Raw genomic sequence first — 18,217 nt, forward strand, 5'->3', positions numbered from 1 at the left:
CAGCAGACTGCACAATCTATCACCACTTTGCCGTAAAAGCACGCGTCGTCAGGCAAAAAAGGCCGTCCACGCGACCGAAATCGGCATTGCCAGCAGCAGGGCGGGGAGCATATTGACCACCGCGAACATCTTAATCCCGCAGATACGCAGGCCGGTCGCCACCAGCAGCATACCGCCGACGGCGCTGAAGTCGGCCATCATCATCGGCGTGGTCAACGGCATGATAAGCGAGGCGCAGGCCGCCAGACTCAGCTGAATCAGCAGCATTGGCACCGAGATTGCCGACACCGCCAGCCCCAGGGTGCAGGCGAAAATAGTAGCGGTGAAAAAATCGAGAAACGCTTTGGCGATAAGGATGCTGGCGTCGCCGGTCATTCCTTCGCGCATGGCGCCAAAAACGCCCGTACCGCTGGCGCAAAATAGCACGATGATCGCCACGTAGCTCTGAATATAAGACTCGTGGGCCGAGGCCTTTTTCCTGCCCTTTGGCGACAATAGTTGCTGGAGTTTGCTCACCAGGGTATTGATGCCTTTCTCCATATTACACACTTCGCCGAGCAGCGCGCCGACCAGCGTCGCCAGCACCATCACCGGCAGGTTGGCGCACTTGATGACCAGTAAAATACCAATCCCCAGTGATGCCAACCCAAAAATCGAGGTCATCGAGGTGCGGATCCGTTCCGGCAATCGTTGGCTCAGCAGCGCGCCCAGTACGCCGCCGACAAGCACCGCGCTGGCGTTAATAAATGGCCCTATAACCAAAGTAAACTCCTGTTAATTATTCCTGATGTCCGCATTATTATGACGTTGTTTCGCCGCTAAGGCTTGCGGATACGTGGGGAGAATGCATATGGATTTCATCTTGCGCCACTTTCGGAAAGGTGCCATGATTGCGCGGATTTTCACCTCTTTACCCTGAGGCCGCCGGGATGACGACATCGCCATTACATCGCCGTTGCCGCTGCGTACTGCTGCGCGGTTTGCCTCATTCCTTACTCCCCCTGTTCACCATGCGGTGAAGGCCACGTATGCTCACTGTAGGACAACAGTAAGATCGGACGCGTCTGCTTTTACTGATGTCCGGCGGCCGGAGCTGAATTCCGTCAGACCCGGACACATCGTTGGGCAAGGCTCCACCTTTGCCTGAGATTTTTACACTCCCGATACGGGCATTTGCGCTTATGAAATCTATGCACATTGCCGCCAGCTGCGAGCTGGTCTCCCGTCTGTCCACCCATCGCCAGGTTGTGGCGCTGGACAGCACTGATTTTACCGATGCGGCAGCGGTCGTCATCACCGCGGCGGATAGCCGCAGCGGTATCCTGGCCTTGCTCAAGCGCAGCGGATTCAATCTGCCGGTCTATCTGTTTAGCGAAACACAAACGGATAAGCCGGAAGGGGTCGTCGCGGTGATTAGCGGCAAAGAGCAGGAGTGGCTGGAGCTGGAAGCGGCCGCCTGCGGCTATGAAGAGAAACTGCTGCCGCCGTTTTTTAATACGCTTAGCCAGTACGTTGAGATGGACAACAGTACTTTCGCCTGTCCCGGCCATCAGCATGGCGCGTTCTTTAAAAAGCATCCGGCGGGCCGCCAGTTCTACGAGTTTTTCGGCGAGAACGTTTTTCGCGCCGACATGTGCAACGCCGACGTCAAGCTCGGCGATCTGCTGATCCATGAAGGTTCGGCGAAGCACGCGCAGAAATTTGCGGCAAAAGTCTTCAATGCCGATAAAACCTACTTCGTGCTTAACGGCACTTCCGCGGCGAACAAGGTCGTGACCAATGCGCTGCTGACCCGCGGCGATCTGGTACTGTTCGATCGCAATAACCATAAATCAAACCACCATGGCGCGCTGATCCAGGCCGGGGCGACGCCGGTCTATCTGGAAGCCGCGCGTAACCCGTTCGGCTTTATCGGCGGCATCGACGACCACTGCTTTGATGAAACCTACCTGCGCGAGCTGATCCGTGAAGCGGCGCCGGAAAAAGCCGACGCGCGGCGCCCGTTCCGTCTGGCGGTGATCCAACTGGGCACCTATGACGGCACGGTGTATAACGCGCGTCAGGTGGTCGATAAAATCGGCCATCTCTGCGATTACATTCTGTTTGACTCGGCGTGGGTCGGTTACGAGCAGTTTATCCCGATGATGGCTGACTGCTCGCCGCTGCTGTTGGATCTCAATGAAAACGATCCGGGCATTTTTGTGACGCAATCGGTGCATAAGCAGCAGGCCGGTTTTTCGCAGACCTCACAAATCCACAAGAAAGATAACCATCTGCGCGGCCAGGCGCGTTTCTGCCCGCATAAGCGGCTGAATAACGCCTTTATGTTGCATGCTTCCACCAGTCCGTTTTATCCGTTGTTCGCCTCGCTCGATGTGAATGCCAAAATCCACGAAGGAGAGAGCGGTCGGCGGCTGTGGGCGGAGTGCGTTGAGCTGGGTATCGAAGCGCGTAAAGCGATACTAGCGCAGTGTAAATTATTGCGGCCATTTGTGCCGCCGCTGGTCGGCGGGAAACCGTGGCAGGAGCATTCGACGGCGACTATCGCCAGCGAACGTCGCTTCTTTAGCTTCGAGCCGGGCGCGAACTGGCACGGCTTTAGCGGTTATGCTGACAATCAATACTTTGTCGATCCGTGTAAGCTGCTGCTGACCACGCCGGGCATCGATGCCGATAGCGGAGACTATACCGAGTTTGGCATCCCGGCGACCATCCTGGCGCACTACCTGCGCGAAAACGGCATCGTGCCGGAGAAGTGCGATCTCAACTCGATTTTGTTCCTGCTGACGCCGGCGGAAAGCGCGGAAAAACTGGCGCGGCTGGTGGCGATGCTGGCCCAGTTCGAACAGCATATCGAAGCGGATTCGCCGCTTGCTGAGGTATTGCCGACTATTTACCACAAATACCCGGTTCGCTACCGCGATTACACCATTCGCCAGCTGTGTCAGGAAATGCACGATCTGTACGTCAGTTTTGATGTTAAAGACCTGCAAAAGGCGATGTTCCGCAAGCAGAGTTTCCCGCCGGTGGTGATGAACCCGCAGGACGCCAACCGTGAATTTATCCGCGGTAACGTTGAGTTGGTGCGCCTGAGCGAGGCCGAAGGCCGCATCGCGGCGGAAGGGGCGCTACCGTATCCGCCGGGCGTGCTGTGCGTGGTGCCGGGCGAAATCTGGGGCGGCGCGGTACTGCGCTACTTCCTCGCGCTGGAAGAGGGGGTCAATATGCTGCCAGGCTTTTCGCCGGAGCTGCAGGGGGTTTATAGCGAAACGGATACCGATGGTATTAAGCGGTTGTATGGGTATGTGCTGAAGAAATAAAAAAAACGCCCCGCCGAACAGGTGGGGCGTTTTGCTTTTGCCAATCAGGCGTGATGGCGCGCGGCGGCAGGCTGTCTGACGTGTTGATACTTGAACAGCGCCACGAAAGCGAAGGCCAGCACCAGCGAGTAGGCGGCGAAAATCAGCCACACGCTTTGCCAGTTAGTGATCCCCTCAACGGTAAAGTGCTCGACAACTTTGCCACTCACCATCCCACCAAGGATACAGCCGAAGCCGTTGGTCATCATCAGGAACATTCCCTGGGCGCTGGCGCGGATTTCCGGACGTACCTCTTTCTCAACGAACACTGAACCAGAGATGTTGAAGAAATCGAAGGCGCAGCCGTAGACGATCATCGACAGTACCAGCAGCACGGTACCGAACGGCGTCGGGTCGCCGAAGGCGAACAGGCCGAAGCGCAGCATCCACGCCACGATACTAATCAGCATCACGTTCTTAATGCCGTAGCGGCTAAGGAAGAACGGGATGGTCAGGATAAACAGCGTTTCGGAAATCTGCGAAATCGACATCAAGACCGATGCGTGCTCGACGATAAAGCTACCGGAGAACAGCGGGTCTTTATCGAAGCTGTGCAGGAAGGTGTTGCCAAACATATTAGTGATTTGCAGTTCGGCGCCGAGCATCATGGAAAAGATAAAGAAGATTGCCATACGCTTGTTTTTAAACAGCGCAAAAGCGTTCAGGCCGAGCATCTCGGTCCAGCTCTGGTTACGTTGGGCGTTGGCGACCGGAATATGCGGCAGCGTCAGGGTGAACAGCGCCAGCAAGACCGACAGCGTCGCGCCGATATAAAGCTGCATATGGCTAAGCTCGAAGCCCGAGAAGCTAACGCCCCACATGGCGAGGATAAAGCCGATGGTGCCCCAGATACGAATTGGCGGGAAATCGGTCACGATATCCAGCCCCGCCGACTGCAGGCGGTAGTAGGAGATGGTGTTGATCAAGCCAAGCGTCGGCATATAGGCCAGCGAGTTAAGCAAGATCACGAGGAACATCTCGCCTGGCGTGGTGACCTGCGCCGCGAGGTACAGCGTTAATGCGCCGACCAGGTGGCAGATGGCATACACCCATTTGGCGCTGATCCATTTATCGGCGACGATCCCGAGCAACGTTGGCATCAGGACGGCGGCGATACCGAGCGAGCTATACACCGCACCGATGGCCGCGCCGTCAAACTTCAGCGTAACAAACATGTACGAGCCGAGCGTGGTCAGCCAACTCCCCCAAAGGCAGAACTGCAGGAACGACAGTATTTTTAACTGCAGCTTAAGATTCATGTATTTATCCTCACGAATGTGGGCTGGTTATGTTTTTTAAATAACATAACCACCGTTATTTTGATGCGATTCTATCATTCAGCGGTTGCAAGCTTCTGTTAACTGCCGCAGAAAATCGAAAGATATTACGAAGTATGTCGTAAAAAAGAGAGGCCCGGTGCGATGTCCGGGCCTGCGGGAGAGGGGCTACTTACGGCGATAGCTTTTCTGCGCGGTGTTAACTTTATACAGATAACGGCGCGATTCCGCCGACGGATGGCGGGTGGTGAGCGTCTGGTAGACGTCGCCTGGGGCCATGCTGTTAATGATGTTCGCCGCCTGGACTTTATCGCTGGAGAAGACGCGCAGTACGCTGCCGGCGCCGCCGTTATAGGCGGTGATCACCGCGTAGCGACGCGAGGTGGGGTTATCGATGCCGGCGAGATAAACGTTGTTCAGCATCGCCAGATAGGCGGTACCGGTATCGATGTTATTCGCCGGGTCAAACAGATAGCTGCGGCTCGGCAGGCCGGATTTGCCCTGCGAGCGGAAGACGTCTTTCCCCGCGCTGTGCTGGACGACCTGCATCAGCCCCATGGCATCCGCGTGGCTTACCGCATAGGGGTTAAACGACGACTCTGTCTGCATTATCGCAAGGATCAGCGACTCATCTACGCCGTATTTACGCGAGGCCTGGCGCACCATACCGAGATATTTATGCGCACGTTTATCGAGGTGGTTCGGCACCAGGTTGATAGTGATGCTATAGACCACGCGCAGGCCATTGCTGCGGCTCTTCAGGCGGGTTTGCAGCAGATAATCGGCATAGCGCGCGGCGCGCCACTCCCAGCGGATGGATTCACCGGTGTTATCAACGACCTGGCCGTAGAGGAACGGTTCTTTGGAAATCTGAATATCATCGACATCGGAATAGAGGTCGATAGAGTTGGGGTCATCGCCCATCAACAGGGTTTTGATAATCGCCTGGCGTAACCGTCCTTGCGGATCGGTCCCGGCGATGGTCTCGACGGTAATCGTACCGGCATCAAAGTTGATGTGGCTGCGGGTTTGATACTGGTCGGTATATTTTACGTAGTCCTTCGGCCCGGCGAGCAGAACTTCGTTATACCCCCAAATGTTCTCGATGTTATGGGCAAACTGGCCCATCAGGATATCGAATCCGTTAGTGTCCTTGACCCAGGCCTCGTTATATTCGGCGCCTTTTTTATTGGAACTGGAACAGGACACGAGCAGTGGCGCAATCAGCGCGAGCGCTAAGTATTTTTTCATCATTCCGGGAGTGCGTGTTGTGTTTGTTTGGTAAAGGCCGTGAGGCCCTTACTGTTGTTCCGGCGGCGTGTAGCCTTCGATGTGAACGTCTTTCCCTTCAAACAGGAACTGCACCATCTCCTGTTCCAGCAGCTTGCGGTGCTCCGGGTTCATCATGCTGAGTTTTTTCTCGTTGATCAGCATGGTCTGCTTATGCTGCCACTGCGCCCAGGCCTCTTTGGAGATTTCGTTGTAAATGCGCTTACCGAGCTCGCCCGGATAGAGCTGGAAATCCTGGCCATCCGCTTCACGCTGCAAGAAAGTACAAAAAATCGTTCTGCTCATAATCAATCCTCTTTTATAGCCGAAAAAACTAGACCGGCGTTCCGGCTTTCAACTGTTGCAACAAGCGCTCCACGGGGGCCGCCAGTCCGACCGATGGCGGCTGCGCTAAGTTATACCAGAGTGCGTTACCTTCATCCATGCATGCGCCAGATGAGTGCACTGTAAGCCACATCGGCACAATATCCAGGTGGAAATGGCTGAAAGTGTGGCGGAAGGCGGTTAATTGCGTCAGATTATCGGCCTTTATCTGACGTTGCGCCAGCCACTCACGCAGCCCGGCTTCATCCTCAAACTGCGGAAAACAGAACAATCCGCCCCATAAACCCACCGGCGGACGTTGGGAAAGAAACACCTCGTCGCCGTGCTGCATCAGCAGGAAGTAGCCGGTGCGCTCCGGGATGGTCTGCTTCGGTTTTTTCCCCGGATATTCCGCCCATGAATGGTTAGCGTAGGCCACGCAGCCGTTACTCAGCGGGCACAGTTCGCACTTCGGCTTCGAGCGGGTACAAACCATGGCGCCGAGATCCATCATCGCCTGGTTGAAGCGTTCTACGCCCTGCGCCGGCGTCACCTCTTCGCTTATTTCCCACAGCCGTTTTTCCACCTCTTTTTTCCCCGGCCAGCCGCTCACAGCATAGCAGCGGGCGAGTACCCGCTTCACGTTGCCGTCGAGAATCGGATAATGCTGACCGAGCGAAAGGGATAAAATCGCCCCCGCCGTCGAGCGCCCGACGCCGGGAAGCGCGGCCACCTCTTCAAAGGTTTGCGGGAACTCGCCGCCGTGTTGCGTGGCGACCTGCTGCGCGGCTTTATGTAAATTGCGCGCCCGCGCGTAGTAGCCAAGGCCGGTCCACAGATGCAGCACTTCATCCAGCGGCGCGTTGGCTAAATCAACAACCGTTGGGAAATGCGCCATAAAGCGTTCAAAATAGGGAATAACCGTGGTGACCTGGGTTTGTTGCAACATCACTTCGGAGAGCCATACTTTGTAGGGCGTCTTGGCGATTTGCCAGGGCAGGGTTTTACGGCCGTATTTGTCGTACCAGTCCAGGACCTGGGCTGAAAATTGCGCGGCGAGAAAAGTCAAAGCTACGGCTCCGGAATCGCGATTACAGGGTGGCAGATTGCAGCACAAGGGCGAGTGGCTGTAAACCCTTGCATCCGCCGGGTAACTTTGGATAATGCCCGTTTTCCGAACACATTCACAAGCAGACTTAACTTTTATGAAAAACGACGTCATTTCTCCGGAATTCGATGAAAACGGTCGCCCGCTGCGCCGTATTCGTAGCTTCGTCCGTCGCCAGGGCCGCCTGACGAAAGGGCAGCAGCATGCGCTGGATAACATTTGGCCGGTGATGGGCGTTGAATTCAACGATGCGCCGCTCGATTTCGCCGCCCTGTTTGGCCGCGAAGCGCCGGTCACCTTAGAAATTGGTTTCGGCATGGGCGCCTCGCTGGTGGCGATGGCGAAAGCTAAACCGGAGCAAAACTTCCTCGGTATTGAAGTGCACTCGCCGGGCGTCGGCGCATGCCTGGCGTCCGCGGAAGAAGAAGGCGTACAAAATCTGCGCGTAATGTGTCACGATGCGGTCGAAGTGCTGCACACTATGATCCCGGATAACTCGCTGAATATGGTGCAGCTGTTTTTCCCTGACCCGTGGCATAAAGCGCGTCATAATAAACGTCGTATCGTGCAGCCGCCTTTCGCCGAGCTGGTGAAAAGTAAGCTGAAGCTGGGCGGCGTCTTCCATATGGCGACCGACTGGGAAGCCTATGCCGAGCATATGCTGGAAGTGATGTCTTCGCTGGAAGGCTATCGTAACCTGTCGGAAAGTAACGATTACGTACCGCGCCCGGAATCGCGCCCGGTAACCAAATTTGAACAACGTGGTCATCGTCTTGGCCACGGCGTATGGGACTTAATGTTCGAGAGGGTGAAATAATGGCCAAGAATCGTAGCCGTCGTCTGCGTAAAAAAATGCATATCGACGAGTTTCAGGAGTTAGGTTTCTCCGTAGCCTGGCGTTTCCCGGAAGGGACCAGCGAAGAGCAGATCGACCAGACGGTCAACGATCTGATCGAAGAGGTCATTGAGCCGAACAAACTGGCCTTTGACGGCAGCGGTTATCTCTCGTGGGAAGGGCTCATCTGCATGCAGGAAATCGGTAAATGTACCGAAGAGCATCAGGCCATCGTTCGCAAGTGGCTGGAAGATCGTAAATTAGCGGATGTGCGCACCAGCGAACTTTTTGACGTCTGGTGGGACTAAGTTTGACAAGGGTCGGCAATTGCCGGCCCGATTTGTCTTAAGGGAGTAAAAAGATGCGCAAAACGCTGCTGGCGGTGGCGCTTTCCGTCACCGCTTTGTCTGCCCACGCGGACTACCAGTGTAGCGTCACGCCGCGTGACGATGTGATCCTCAGCCCGCAGCAGGTGCAGGTGAAGGGTGAAAACGGCGATCTGGTGATTAAGCCGGACGGCAATCTGACTTTTAACGGTAAAGCCTATGCCCTTAGCGCCGCCCAGCGCGAACAGGCGCAAGATTATCAGGCCGGTCTGCGCAGCAGCCTGCCGTGGATTGACGACGGCGCGCGCTCGCGCGTCGAAAAGGGCCGCAAGGCGCTGGATAAAATCATCACCGAGCAGGTCGGCGCCAGCAGCAGTATGCATAGCCGCCTGACCAAGCTGGACGCGCAGCTGAAAGAACAGATGAACCGCATTATCGAACGTCGCAGCGATGGCCTGACTTTCCACTATAAAGCAATCGATCAGGTTCGCGCCGATGGCCAACAGCTAGTGAATCAGGCGATGGGCGGCATTCTGCAGGACAGTATCAACGAGATGGGCGCGAAAGCGGTGCTCAAAGGCGGCGGCAATCCGCTGCAGGGCATTCTCGGCAGTCTTGGCGGCCTGCAAACCGCAATCCAGGATGAGTGGAAAAACCAGGAAGCGGATTTCCAGCAGTTCGGCAAAGATGTCTGCGGCCGGGTGGTCTCGCTGGAAGAGAGCCGCAAAGCGCTGGTTGGCTCGTTAAAATAATCAAGATTTCGCGGCCCGCATTCCTTTGGGCCGCGCTCTTCTCCACTCAGGCCCGGCCGTGCGACACGCGTGAACGGCGAGCCAGAGAATCAATGATGACCGCAATCGCCAATACCGCGCCGGTAATGATATAGCGCAGCGATGACGGCAGGTTCAACAGCGTCAGCCCATTTGAAATCGACTGAATCACGATGATCCCCAATAGCGCGGACCAGGCGCTGCCGCGTCCGCCGAACAGGCTGGTGCCGCCGATCACCGCCGCGGCGATGGCGTTGAGGTTGACGTCGCCGGTGCCGGCCTGCTGGCTGGCGGAAGCCAGTCGCGACGCCGCGAGAATGCCGCCGAAGGTCGCAAGCGTGGTACACAGTACAAAAGCGCTCACATAAATCACCCGCACGTTAATCCCCGAACGGCGCGCCGCTTCACGGTTGCCGCCAACCGCGAACATCGAGCGACCCCATTTTGTCCGTTTCAGCGCGTAGTTGAGGATCATCACGCAGGCGACAAAGAGACCGAAAATCCACGGAATACCGCGCCCCTGATTGAGGTAAAGCACCGCGGCCTCGAAGATAATCGTCAGCGCGATCGCGCGCGCCAGTAGCGAGCTGACTCCCTCGGCGGAAAGATTGGCCGCCAGGCGCCGCGAGCGTTTTTTCAGACCAAAGACAATAATCGCCAGCCCTGGCAGCAATGCCATCAGGTGTGAGAACCAGGCGGGCATCACCAGCAGTTGGCCAAAGCGCACCAGCGGCGACGTGTAGGGCAGGTTAATGCTGCCGCTCGGCCCGAGGATATACAGCTGCATGCCCAGCAGCGCCAACAGGCCGGCGAGGGTGGCGACGAAACTCGGCATTCCGACGCGGTTATACAGCAGCGCGTAGACCAGCCCGACGGCCACGCCGCAGGCCAGCGCCACGGCGATGGCTCCCGCCAGCGGCCATCCTGCGTTCACCCACAGCACGCCGACGATAGCCGATGCCAGGCCGCTCATCGAGCCAACCGACAGGTCTATCTCGCCAAGCATCAGTACGCAGACGATGCCGAGCGAGATAAACCCGACCGTCGCGCAGTCAAACAGCAGGTTCACCAGGTTATTCGGCGCGATATAGACCGGATTGAGAAAGGTGAAGACCAGGGAAATCACAATCAGCCCGGCTATCACCGGCGCGGTACCGAGGTCGCCGGTTTTGATGCGGGTTATCTGCGCGCGCAGGGCGCCAAACAGCCCCTCGTCGTGACGAACGCGCTCATCGCTGCGGTCCAGCGCAGTGTGGGATGCGGTCTTACTGTTCATAAAATTACATCGCTCCGGAAGTCGTGGGCTGTGATTTACGTTCAACCCGGCGTGAGACGGCGTTTTCCGTCGCGCCGGTGATCGCGGCGACCAGATCCTGATTAGAAGCATCGGGCGTGAAGATCCCTTTGTTGCGCCCGAGACGCAGCACCACGATACGGTCGGCGACGGCGCGAACGTCTTCCATGTTGTGACTGATGATGATGACGCCAAGCCCGCGCTCGCGAACGCGCTCAATCAGGTTGAGTACTTCCGCGGTCTGCGCGACCCCCAGCGCCGCGGTGGGCTCATCGAGCATAATGATTTTAGGGTTCAGCAGCAGCGAACGGGCGATGGCGACGGTCTGCCGCTGGCCGCCGGAAAGCGATGCCACCGGTTCGCGTACCGACGGAATACGTGCCGCCAGCTCCTGCAGCAGCGTCCAGGCCTTCACTTCCATCGCTACTTCATCGAGCTGGAACGGCGAAATTTCATGGCCCAGAAACAGGTTTGCCACTACATCAAGGTTTTCGCACAGCGCCAGATCCTGAAACACCGTAGCAATACCGTATTCCAGCGCTTTGCCGGGGCTATCGAGGGTGACGGGGTTGCCGTCAAACTCAATGGTGCCGGAGGTCGGCTGGTGGACGCCGGCGAGGATCTTCACCAGCGTGGATTTGCCCGCGCCGTTGTCTCCGACTAGCGCGACCACCTCGCCGGCGTGGACTTCTAATTCGATATCCGTCAGCGCGGACACCGCGCCAAAATGTTTAGAGACGTTGCGCAGTTGCAGTATTGGCCGCCCGGCGGCGGAGTTGTGTTGTTGTTGCGGCATACAAAACGACCTCAATCATGGCGAAATCGCGCCCGCCGCGGCGGGCGCAGGGGCAAAGGTTACTTGCTGATGCCTAACTTCTGGCAGGCGGCGGCGTACTCGCCGCTACACACCTGATCCCAGGTCTGGATTTTTTTATCGAAGATTTCCGCTTTGATGTTTTTGGCCGTCACCACTTCCGGGGTAAATAGCTGGGAAGGGGTGTTGTACAAGGTGGTGCTGGCCTGCGGTTTTTTGCCCTGAATAAAATCAACCGCCACTTTGGCCGCCGCCGCGGCGACGATCTCCGATGGTTTGGAGATGGTGTTGTACTGGTCGCCGGCGATGATCAGCTGCAGCGCGGCGATAGTGGCGTCATTGCCGGTGACCGGCGGCAGCGGCTGGACGCCGGCAGCCTTAAAGGCGGCAATCGCGCCGCCGCCGGTACCGTCGTTCGCCGCGACCACGCCCTTAATTTTGTCGCCAAAGCGGGTAACCTGCCCGGCGGTCCACTCCTGGGCTTTCGGCGGCGCCCACTCCGGGGTGTCAAATTCGGCCAGCGTTTTGTAACCGGACTCTTTCAATCCGCGATGGATACCGTCGCGGATCAGCCCTGCGGCGGCATCGGTTGGCGAACCGTTAATTTGCAGCACACCGGCATCCTGCGGCACGCCGCTCGCTTTCAAATGGTCGGTGAGAGATTTCGCGATGGCGTAGCCAATGCCCTCGTTATCAAACGAAACATAAAAATCGGCCGGTTTGTTTGGCACCGGGCGGTCATAGGCGATGACCTTAACCCCTTGAGCCTGGGCGTTTTCGACCAGCGCGGCGGCGGCGGAAGAGTCAACCGGATCCAGGACGATCACTTTCGCCCCTTGGGCGATAACCGAGTTGAACTGCTGCTGCTGAAGCGACGCGTTGGCGTTGGCATTCTGATAAATGACCTTACAATCCGCGCAAAGCTTGCTCATTTCCGCCTTAAAACCGGGGAAGTCGTGCTGCTCATAGCGGGTAGAGGCCTGATCGGGCATTAAAAAGGCCACGGTGGCGGGCTCTGCAGACCAGGCTGAAGCCGTGATGGTGCCGGATAGTGCGGCGAGTGTGATAAAAATATTACGGTAATTCATTGTGTTACCCTCTTTTTTATAGGCTTAAGCCCGCCGGGTTGCGCCGACGTTACAGAGACTTTTTTTAATCAGAGTTACCAATAATTCACATGCAGGATACTTCGGTTTTACATTTGCTCAACCGATGAAGCAGGATTACCACTGTGCAAAAAATGAGTCAAGAAAAGGAAAAAAGTCGATCTGATTTTGTGATTCGCTGCAAATAAGCGAACAAAAAAACGCCAGTCAATTTGACCGTAGCGGGAGAGGATATAGGGGGAAGATACGGGCGACGATGCGCCGCCCGCAGGGATTACTCTTCGCTGAGGAACAGCTCCAGCAGCGAATTTAAAAACAGCTTACCGTGCTCGGTAATTTGCCAGTTTTGCGCATCTTCCAGCAGATAGCCTTTGGCGATAGCGGCATCGATTTGCGGACGGATAACCTGCTCATCAAGGCCGGTATACAAGATGAACTCCGCGCGCGGCGCGGCCTCCAGCAGGCGGAAGCGGTTCATAAAGAACTCGAACGGTTTATCCGCCGCCTCCACGTCGTGCTGGCGCTCCAGGTAACGGCCTTCCATGTAGCCGCGCGGGTGACGGGTTTTTGCCGTACGCAGAATGCGGCCGTCAGGGAAGGTCACTTTGCCGTGTGCGCCGCAGCCGATACCGAGGTAGTCGCCAAAGCGCCAGTAGTTGAGATTGTGCTGGCACTGATAGCCTGGTTTGGCGTAAGCGGAGGTCTCGTACTGCTGATAACCTGCGGCGCTTAGCAATTGATGCCCCTGCTCGAAAATATCCCACAGCGCGTCGTCATCCGGTAACACCGGCGGGCGCGAACCAAACAGCGTGTTCGGCTCAATAGTCAACTGATACCACGACAGATGCGGCGGATTCAGCGCGATCGCCTGGCGTAAGTCATCCAGCGCTTCTTCCAGCGACTGGTCCGGCAGGCCATGCATTAAATCGAGGTTAAAGCTACGCAGCCCCAGGCCGCTCGCCAGCCGCGCCGCGCGCTTTGCCTCTTCAGGACCGTGAATACGCCCCAGACGCTGCAATTTGGGCTCGCTAAAGCTCTGCACGCCGATGGAGATACGGTTGACCCCGGCACGCTGATACTCAACGAAGCGATCGGCCTCCACGGTCCCAGGATTGGCTTCCATGGTGATCTCCGCATCCGCCGCCAGCGGCAGGCAGGCGCGCACGCCATCAAGCAGGGTTTGCATCGCCGGGCCGGAAAGCAGGCTCGGCGTACCGCCACCGATAAAAATAGTCTTAATTTCACGTCCCTGTGCGTATGGCGCATCGTGGCGCAGATCGGCAAGCAGGTGCTGGACGTAGTCGTCGTGCGGCACTTCGCCCTTTAACGCATGCGAATTGAAATCGCAGTACGGGCATTTCTGCACGCACCACGGGATATGAATATAAAGACTCAGAGGCGGCAAATTAGCCATTACGTAATGCTTCCAGTAACAGTTTCAGCGCCTGCCCGCGGTGGGAAATGGCGCTTTTCTCTTCACGGCTCAGCTCCGCTGCGGTTTTACCCTCGGACGGAACAAAGAAAATCGGGTCATAGCCAAAGCCGCCGTTACCCGCCGCCTGACGAGTAATCACGCCCGGCCAGCTGCCATGGCATACCAGCGGCGTCGGGTCTTCGGCATGACGCAGATACACCAGCACGCAGTGGAACTGGGCCTGGCGTTGCTCATCGGGCACATCCTGTAGAGCATCCAGCAGCTTTTCCAGATTCTGCTGGTCGCTGGCGTTTTCACCCGAGTAGCGAGCGGAGTAAATTCCCGGCGCGCCGCCCAGCGCATCCACCGCCAGACCCGAATCGTCGGCAATGGCCGGCAGGCCGGTGACCTGCGCGGCGTGACGCGCTTTGAGGATCGCGTTTTCGATAAAGGTCAGGCCGGTTTCTTCGGCGGAATCGACCCCAAGCTCAGTCTGGGCGACGACGTCGAGGCCAAAATCTTCCAGCAGCGAGGCCAGCTCGCGAACTTTACCGGCGTTGCCGGTAGCGAGTACAACTTTTTGCATATTCAATCCTGTTTAGTCAGCCAGCGCCGCGACGGCGGGCGGGATCTGCTGTGGGTGAATGATTTTTATCTGTTTATGACGGCCCAGTTCGCCTTTTTCGATAAGCACCTGGCTTTTCGCGACGCGGAACTGTTTAGCGAGATATTTTACCAGATGAGCATTTGCCTGGCCGTCGACGGGTGGGGCGGTGATGGCGACTTTGAGCTCGTCGCCATGCAGACCAACAAGGCTGTCGCGGCTGGCCTTTGGCTGAATATACAGCCTGAGCACCAGCCCGTCAGCACAGACTTCAACGGCACTCATAGCGCCATCCACAGCCCCGGAAGCAGGACATTGCCGGTAGCTTGCAGCAGCTCGGCGATACCCATGTTAATCACGTACAGCAGCAGCACCAGCACCATCGGCGAAAAGTCGATGCCGCCCATGGATGGCAGCAGGTTGCGGATTGGGCGCAGCAGCGGGTCGGCCAACTGCATCAGCACGTATTCTACCGGGCTGCGGCCCTGGCTTACCCAGCTCATAATAGCCATCAGCAGCAGCACCCAGAAAATCAGCGAACCGATGGTTTTCAGTAGGATCAGCACCGCGGCAATCCAGATAATCGGCTGGAAGGTGACCACCATAAACAGTACGATCGCCTTGATAACGCAGAGCACGAAGGCGACCAGCAGGGAGGCGCTATCCAGCGGCCCCATTGCCGGGATAATCCGGCGCAGCGGCCCGACGATAGGCTGGGTCGCTTTCACGACGAACTGCGAAAACGGATTGTAAAAGTCGCAGCGCGCCCACTGCATCCAGACGCGTAACAACATGACCATTGTGTAGAGCTCAATGACCGTTGAGAGCAGGAAGGTCAACGTCTTCATGGCGTTCCTCAGATTCCTTATTTTTTGCTGTAGTCGCGCGCGCCGAAGATTGCGGTCCCGATGCGCACCATAGTGCTTCCCGCCGCGATAGCGGCTTCCATGTCATCCGACATGCCCAGAGAGAGCGTATCAACCGAAGGGTAGAGCGTTTTCAGTTGCGCGAATGCTACCGCCATTTGTTGGGCGACGGCAAACTGCCTTTCATACTCTGACTCTGGCGCCGGAATGGCCATTAACCCGCGAAGCTGGAGGTTCGGTAAGGCGGCGACACCGGCGGCTAAAGCGTCAAGCTCCGCCAGCGGGATCCCGGATTTACTCTGTTCATCGCTAATGTTGATTTGAATCAGCACGTTCAGCGGCGGTAAATCCGCCGGACGTTGCTCGCTCAGGCGGGTGGCGATTTTCAACCGGTCGACGGTGTGGCACCAGTCAAAATGTTCGGCCACCAGCCGGCTTTTGTTGGACTGCAGCGGGCCGATGAAGTGCCACTGCAGACCGCTAGCGCCCGCCTGCTGGAAATAGCGGATTTTATCCACCCCTTCCTGGACGTAGTTTTCGCCGAATGCCCGCTGTCCTGCGGCCATTGCTTCTTCGATAGCGCTCGCAGGTTTGGTTTTACTCACTGCAAGCAGCGTAACTTCTTCTGGAGCGCGGCCGCAGCGGGCGGCAGCGCCTGAGATTTTATCCCGGACCTGTGCCAGGTTATGCGCAATATCGTTCATATTCCGAGGATCAGTTATGGAGCTGGAAGAAATCGTGGCCCTTAGTGTAAAGCATAACGTCTCCGATCTACACCTGTGCAGCGCGTATCCGCCGCGCTGGCGTCGTATGGGAAAGCTTGAGCCTGCGCCGTTTACTGCGCCGGATGTTGAGAAAATCCTCACTCGCTGGCTTAACGACCCACAGCTGGCGCAGTGCCGTGCCGATGGTCAGGTTGACTTCGCTTTGGCTCTCCCGAACGGGCCTCGGCTGCGCGCCAGCGCTTTTGCCCACACGCGTGGCCTGTCGCTAGCTTTGCGTCTGTTGCCGCAGCAATGTCCACAGTTGGTTGATTTGGGCGCGCCCGCCGCGCTTAGCGAATTGCTAAATGAAGAGAGTGGTTTGATCCTGGTTACCGGCGCTACCGGTAGCGGCAAGTCGACCACCCTGGCGGCGATGGTGGACTACCTCAATCAACATCGCCATGGTCATATTTTAACCCTTGAGGATCCCGTGGAGTTTATTCACGCCAGCAGGAACTGCCTGATCCAGCAGCGCGAAATCGGCCGCCATTGCTCCTCCTTCGCGGCGGCGCTACGCGTAGCGCTGCGTCAGGACCCGGACGTCATCTTATTAGGCGAGCTGCGCGATAGCGAAACTATCCGCCTGGCGCTGACCGCAGCCGAAACTGGGCACCTGGTGCTGGCGACGCTGCATACCCGCAGCGCGGCGCAGGCCATCGAGCGGCTGGTGGATGTGTTTCCGGCGGAAGAAAAAGAGCCGGTTCGCAGCCAGCTGGCAGGGAGCTTATGCGCTGTGGCGGCGCAAAAATTGTTGCCAAATGCTTCCGGCAGTCGGGTTGCGCTATACGAACTTTTAGTGAACACGCCAGCGGTGGCAAATTTGATCCGCGAAGGGAAAACGCATCAGCTACCCGGCGTGATGCAAACCGGTCAGCAGGCAGGAATGCAAACCTTTGCGCAGAGTTTTCAACAACGTGCAGCGGCAGGTGAGTTATTGCCCTCGTAGAGATGAAACCAAGTTGGTATTCATTAAATTGTTAATTCAGTGTTCAATTAATGTTTTGATAAATGTTTTTATAATACAAATAAGTGGTACGACCTAAGCCTAAATAATGAATGTTATGACAGCAGGCTTACATTTACCTCGCTTCACCAGGAAAAAAGTAGGATTACCTTTTGACACTTTTGCGGGGTTCGATTTATGCTGTTTACGGGAATAGGAAGATTCTCATGAAATGATGTTTCAATAACCAAACTGTATTTGAAAATATAAATACATTATTGAACGTTTAATTTTCAGTTAATTTAACCGCTAAGATGGCGGGGTACTGCTAAGGAGAGTTTCAAGTGATTAATTTATCGGAGAATTTACTGCATTCGCGTCAGGTGACTTTCATTACTCATCCATCCATTCAGAGTAATGCATTTGCGGCGTGGTTGACTGAGAAGCTATCCGTAAACGTAACTCTGCATAATATCAACAAACCGCTAACTCAACGCCTGGCAAAAGATTCCGTAATATTGTTTGATATTGCTGTTTCCAATAAGAAATTGAATAGCGTGTGGCGAGATATTATTCGCGTGCAGGCAGATAATCCGCGTTTGTTGATTATCAATAGCGCGCAAAAGTATGAGTTGTACGAAATGGCGCAATGGCCTGCGTTATATGGCGTATTCCGTCATGACGACGACCAATCGCGCTTAATTGAGGGCGTCAAAGCCGTATTGAATGGTGAACAGACGGCTGAATTGAGCGTGATGCACCCGGCGCTGTATTCTGCAGATCAGGTCACGGCGCCGACGGAGAACTCACCGTTGACCGAGCGTGAATGTGAGATCCTCAACGAGCTGCGCTGCGGCGCAACAAATATGGATATCGCACGCGCGTTATTCATCAGCGAAAACACCGTACGTACCCATCTGTACAATGTGTTCCGCAAGCTGAGCGTGAAGAACCGAACCCAGGCGGTAAGCTGGGCGAATGAACATCTGCGTCACTGATTGCCCGGCGGCGCTACGCTTGCGCGGGCCTACGGGTTACTCCAGCGGGGGTTTTGTAGGCCGGTTAAGGCGAAGCCGCCACCCGGCGCGAAAGCGGTTCCGCGTCCGCTGCCATGATTGCCCGGCGGCGCTACGCTTGCGCGGGC

The 18,217-nt window shown here is 56.6% G+C and carries 19 protein-coding genes; 6 read left to right on the forward strand and 13 right to left on the reverse strand.

From position 1 onward, the window contains the following. Positions 1-48 precede the first annotated feature (48 nt). Entirely contained in the window at positions 49-762 is a 714-nt protein-coding gene (locus PGR10_RS11370; protein ID WP_045379610.1) for a DUF554 domain-containing protein, read from the reverse strand. Between the two features lie 419 nt (positions 763-1,181). Here PGR10_RS11370 and PGR10_RS11375 point away from each other — a divergent pair, with 419 nt between their 5' ends. Beyond that, complete coding sequence (locus PGR10_RS11375) at positions 1,182-3,320, forward strand: ornithine decarboxylase (protein WP_430923482.1); 2,139 nt, start codon at positions 1,182-1,184, stop codon at positions 3,318-3,320. Between the two features lie 44 nt (positions 3,321-3,364). On the opposite strand, the gene PGR10_RS11380 is transcribed toward PGR10_RS11375, so the two are convergent. From PGR10_RS11380 to mutY, 4 genes are all read right to left on the reverse strand, one after another. Continuing rightward, positions 3,365-4,618 carry a nucleoside permease gene (locus PGR10_RS11380; protein ID WP_087859785.1) on the reverse strand — a complete coding sequence of 418 codons (1,254 nt, stop codon included), beginning with the start codon at positions 4,616-4,618 and terminating at the stop codon, positions 3,365-3,367. A 186-nt stretch (positions 4,619-4,804) separates the two neighbouring features. Next, complete coding sequence (mltC, locus tag PGR10_RS11385; protein WP_015369719.1) at positions 4,805-5,887, reverse strand: membrane-bound lytic murein transglycosylase MltC; 1,083 nt, start codon at positions 5,885-5,887, stop codon at positions 4,805-4,807. Positions 5,888-5,935: 48 nt separating this feature from the next. Continuing rightward, positions 5,936-6,211, reverse strand: a complete 276-nt coding sequence (locus tag PGR10_RS11390; RefSeq protein ID WP_045392090.1) for an oxidative damage protection protein — start codon at positions 6,209-6,211, stop codon at positions 5,936-5,938. A 28-nt stretch (positions 6,212-6,239) separates the two neighbouring features. Beyond that, complete coding sequence (gene mutY / locus PGR10_RS11395) at positions 6,240-7,298, reverse strand: A/G-specific adenine glycosylase (protein ID WP_113373044.1); 1,059 nt, start codon at positions 7,296-7,298, stop codon at positions 6,240-6,242. A gap of 136 nt (positions 7,299-7,434) precedes the next feature. Between mutY and trmB the strand changes: the two genes are divergently transcribed. The 3 genes from trmB to PGR10_RS11410 are packed head-to-tail and all read left to right on the forward strand — an operon-like array spanning position 7,435 to position 9,250. Continuing rightward, a complete protein-coding gene (gene trmB / locus PGR10_RS11400) occupies positions 7,435-8,154 on the forward strand; it encodes a tRNA (guanosine(46)-N7)-methyltransferase TrmB (RefSeq protein ID WP_045392086.1) in 720 nt (239 codons plus the stop codon). Further along, a complete protein-coding gene (locus PGR10_RS11405; RefSeq protein WP_015369722.1) occupies positions 8,154-8,480 on the forward strand; it encodes a YggL family protein in 327 nt (108 codons plus the stop codon). The genes trmB and PGR10_RS11405 overlap by 1 nt, the downstream gene beginning before the upstream one ends. Before the next feature lie 53 nt (positions 8,481-8,533). Then, positions 8,534-9,250: a DUF2884 domain-containing protein gene (locus PGR10_RS11410; protein ID WP_087859784.1), complete on the forward strand. Its 717-nt coding sequence runs from the start codon at positions 8,534-8,536 to the stop codon at positions 9,248-9,250. Between the two features lie 46 nt (positions 9,251-9,296). Here PGR10_RS11410 and PGR10_RS11415 read toward each other — a convergent pair whose 3' ends face one another. The 8 genes from PGR10_RS11415 to PGR10_RS11450 all read right to left on the reverse strand — a co-directional run bounded on the left by PGR10_RS11415 (position 9,297) and on the right by PGR10_RS11450 (position 16,070). Further along, a complete protein-coding gene (locus PGR10_RS11415) occupies positions 9,297-10,544 on the reverse strand; it encodes a sugar ABC transporter permease (RefSeq protein WP_430923483.1) in 1,248 nt (415 codons plus the stop codon). Between the two features lie 4 nt (positions 10,545-10,548). Next, entirely contained in the window at positions 10,549-11,358 is an 810-nt protein-coding gene (locus tag PGR10_RS11420) for an ATP-binding cassette domain-containing protein (RefSeq protein ID WP_004181271.1), read from the reverse strand. Positions 11,359-11,417: 59 nt separating this feature from the next. Next, on the reverse strand, positions 11,418-12,464 hold the full coding sequence (locus PGR10_RS11425) for an ABC transporter substrate-binding protein (RefSeq protein ID WP_430916800.1): 1,047 nt from the start codon (positions 12,462-12,464) through the stop codon (positions 11,418-11,420). A 292-nt stretch (positions 12,465-12,756) separates the two neighbouring features. Continuing rightward, positions 12,757-13,896: a radical SAM family heme chaperone HemW gene (hemW, locus tag PGR10_RS11430; protein WP_430916798.1), complete on the reverse strand. Its 1,140-nt coding sequence runs from the start codon at positions 13,894-13,896 to the stop codon at positions 12,757-12,759. Next, entirely contained in the window at positions 13,889-14,482 is a 594-nt protein-coding gene (locus PGR10_RS11435) for an XTP/dITP diphosphatase (RefSeq protein ID WP_047044090.1), read from the reverse strand. The genes hemW and PGR10_RS11435 overlap by 8 nt, the downstream gene beginning before the upstream one ends. Before the next feature lie 12 nt (positions 14,483-14,494). Further along, a complete protein-coding gene (gene yggU / locus PGR10_RS11440; protein WP_087859781.1) occupies positions 14,495-14,785 on the reverse strand; it encodes a DUF167 family protein YggU in 291 nt (96 codons plus the stop codon). After that, positions 14,782-15,348 (reverse strand): YggT family protein, encoded by a 567-nt coding sequence (locus PGR10_RS11445; protein WP_015369729.1) that lies wholly within the window; start codon positions 15,346-15,348, stop codon positions 14,782-14,784. The genes yggU and PGR10_RS11445 overlap by 4 nt, the downstream gene beginning before the upstream one ends. 17 nt (positions 15,349-15,365) lie before the next feature. Then, positions 15,366-16,070, reverse strand: a complete 705-nt coding sequence (locus PGR10_RS11450; protein ID WP_047043378.1) for a YggS family pyridoxal phosphate-dependent enzyme — start codon at positions 16,068-16,070, stop codon at positions 15,366-15,368. Between the two features lie 16 nt (positions 16,071-16,086). Here PGR10_RS11450 and PGR10_RS11455 point away from each other — a divergent pair, with 16 nt between their 5' ends. Further along, positions 16,087-17,076 carry a type IV pilus twitching motility protein PilT gene (locus PGR10_RS11455; protein ID WP_430923484.1) on the forward strand — a complete coding sequence of 330 codons (990 nt, stop codon included), beginning with the start codon at positions 16,087-16,089 and terminating at the stop codon, positions 17,074-17,076. 341 nt (positions 17,077-17,417) lie between these two features. Next, a complete protein-coding gene (locus PGR10_RS11460; protein ID WP_087859779.1) occupies positions 17,418-18,071 on the forward strand; it encodes a LuxR C-terminal-related transcriptional regulator in 654 nt (217 codons plus the stop codon). Positions 18,072-18,217: the final 146 nt, after the last annotated feature.

This window comes from Klebsiella sp. 141198 (assembly GCF_050600785.1).
Classification (GTDB): Bacteria; Pseudomonadota; Gammaproteobacteria; order Enterobacterales; family Enterobacteriaceae; genus Klebsiella; species Klebsiella aerogenes.

What these genes read in the sequence shown, in the direction of transcription:
- PGR10_RS11375 (WP_430923482.1), top strand. Translation starts at nt 1,182, where the DNA reads ATGAAATCTATGCACATTGCCGCCAGCTGCGAGCTGGTCTCCCGTCTG.
- PGR10_RS11380 (WP_087859785.1), bottom strand. Translation starts at nt 4,618, where the DNA reads ATGAATCTTAAGCTGCAGTTAAAAATACTGTCGTTCCTGCAGTTCTGC.
- mltC (WP_015369719.1), bottom strand. Translation starts at nt 5,887, where the DNA reads ATGAAAAAATACTTAGCGCTCGCGCTGATTGCGCCACTGCTCGTGTCC.
- PGR10_RS11390 (WP_045392090.1), bottom strand. Translation starts at nt 6,211, where the DNA reads ATGAGCAGAACGATTTTTTGTACTTTCTTGCAGCGTGAAGCGGATGGC.
- trmB (WP_045392086.1), top strand. Translation starts at nt 7,435, where the DNA reads ATGAAAAACGACGTCATTTCTCCGGAATTCGATGAAAACGGTCGCCCG.
- PGR10_RS11405 (WP_015369722.1), top strand. Translation starts at nt 8,154, where the DNA reads ATGGCCAAGAATCGTAGCCGTCGTCTGCGTAAAAAAATGCATATCGAC.
- PGR10_RS11410 (WP_087859784.1), top strand. Translation starts at nt 8,534, where the DNA reads ATGCGCAAAACGCTGCTGGCGGTGGCGCTTTCCGTCACCGCTTTGTCT.
- PGR10_RS11415 (WP_430923483.1), bottom strand. Translation starts at nt 10,544, where the DNA reads ATGAACAGTAAGACCGCATCCCACACTGCGCTGGACCGCAGCGATGAG.
- PGR10_RS11420 (WP_004181271.1), bottom strand. Translation starts at nt 11,358, where the DNA reads ATGCCGCAACAACAACACAACTCCGCCGCCGGGCGGCCAATACTGCAA.
- PGR10_RS11425 (WP_430916800.1), bottom strand. Translation starts at nt 12,464, where the DNA reads ATGAATTACCGTAATATTTTTATCACACTCGCCGCACTATCCGGCACC.
- hemW (WP_430916798.1), bottom strand. Translation starts at nt 13,896, where the DNA reads ATGGCTAATTTGCCGCCTCTGAGTCTTTATATTCATATCCCGTGGTGC.
- PGR10_RS11435 (WP_047044090.1), bottom strand. Translation starts at nt 14,482, where the DNA reads ATGCAAAAAGTTGTACTCGCTACCGGCAACGCCGGTAAAGTTCGCGAG.
- yggU (WP_087859781.1), bottom strand. Translation starts at nt 14,785, where the DNA reads ATGAGTGCCGTTGAAGTCTGTGCTGACGGGCTGGTGCTCAGGCTGTAT.
- PGR10_RS11445 (WP_015369729.1), bottom strand. Translation starts at nt 15,348, where the DNA reads ATGAAGACGTTGACCTTCCTGCTCTCAACGGTCATTGAGCTCTACACA.
- PGR10_RS11450 (WP_047043378.1), bottom strand. Translation starts at nt 16,070, where the DNA reads ATGAACGATATTGCGCATAACCTGGCACAGGTCCGGGATAAAATCTCA.
- PGR10_RS11455 (WP_430923484.1), top strand. Translation starts at nt 16,087, where the DNA reads ATGGAGCTGGAAGAAATCGTGGCCCTTAGTGTAAAGCATAACGTCTCC.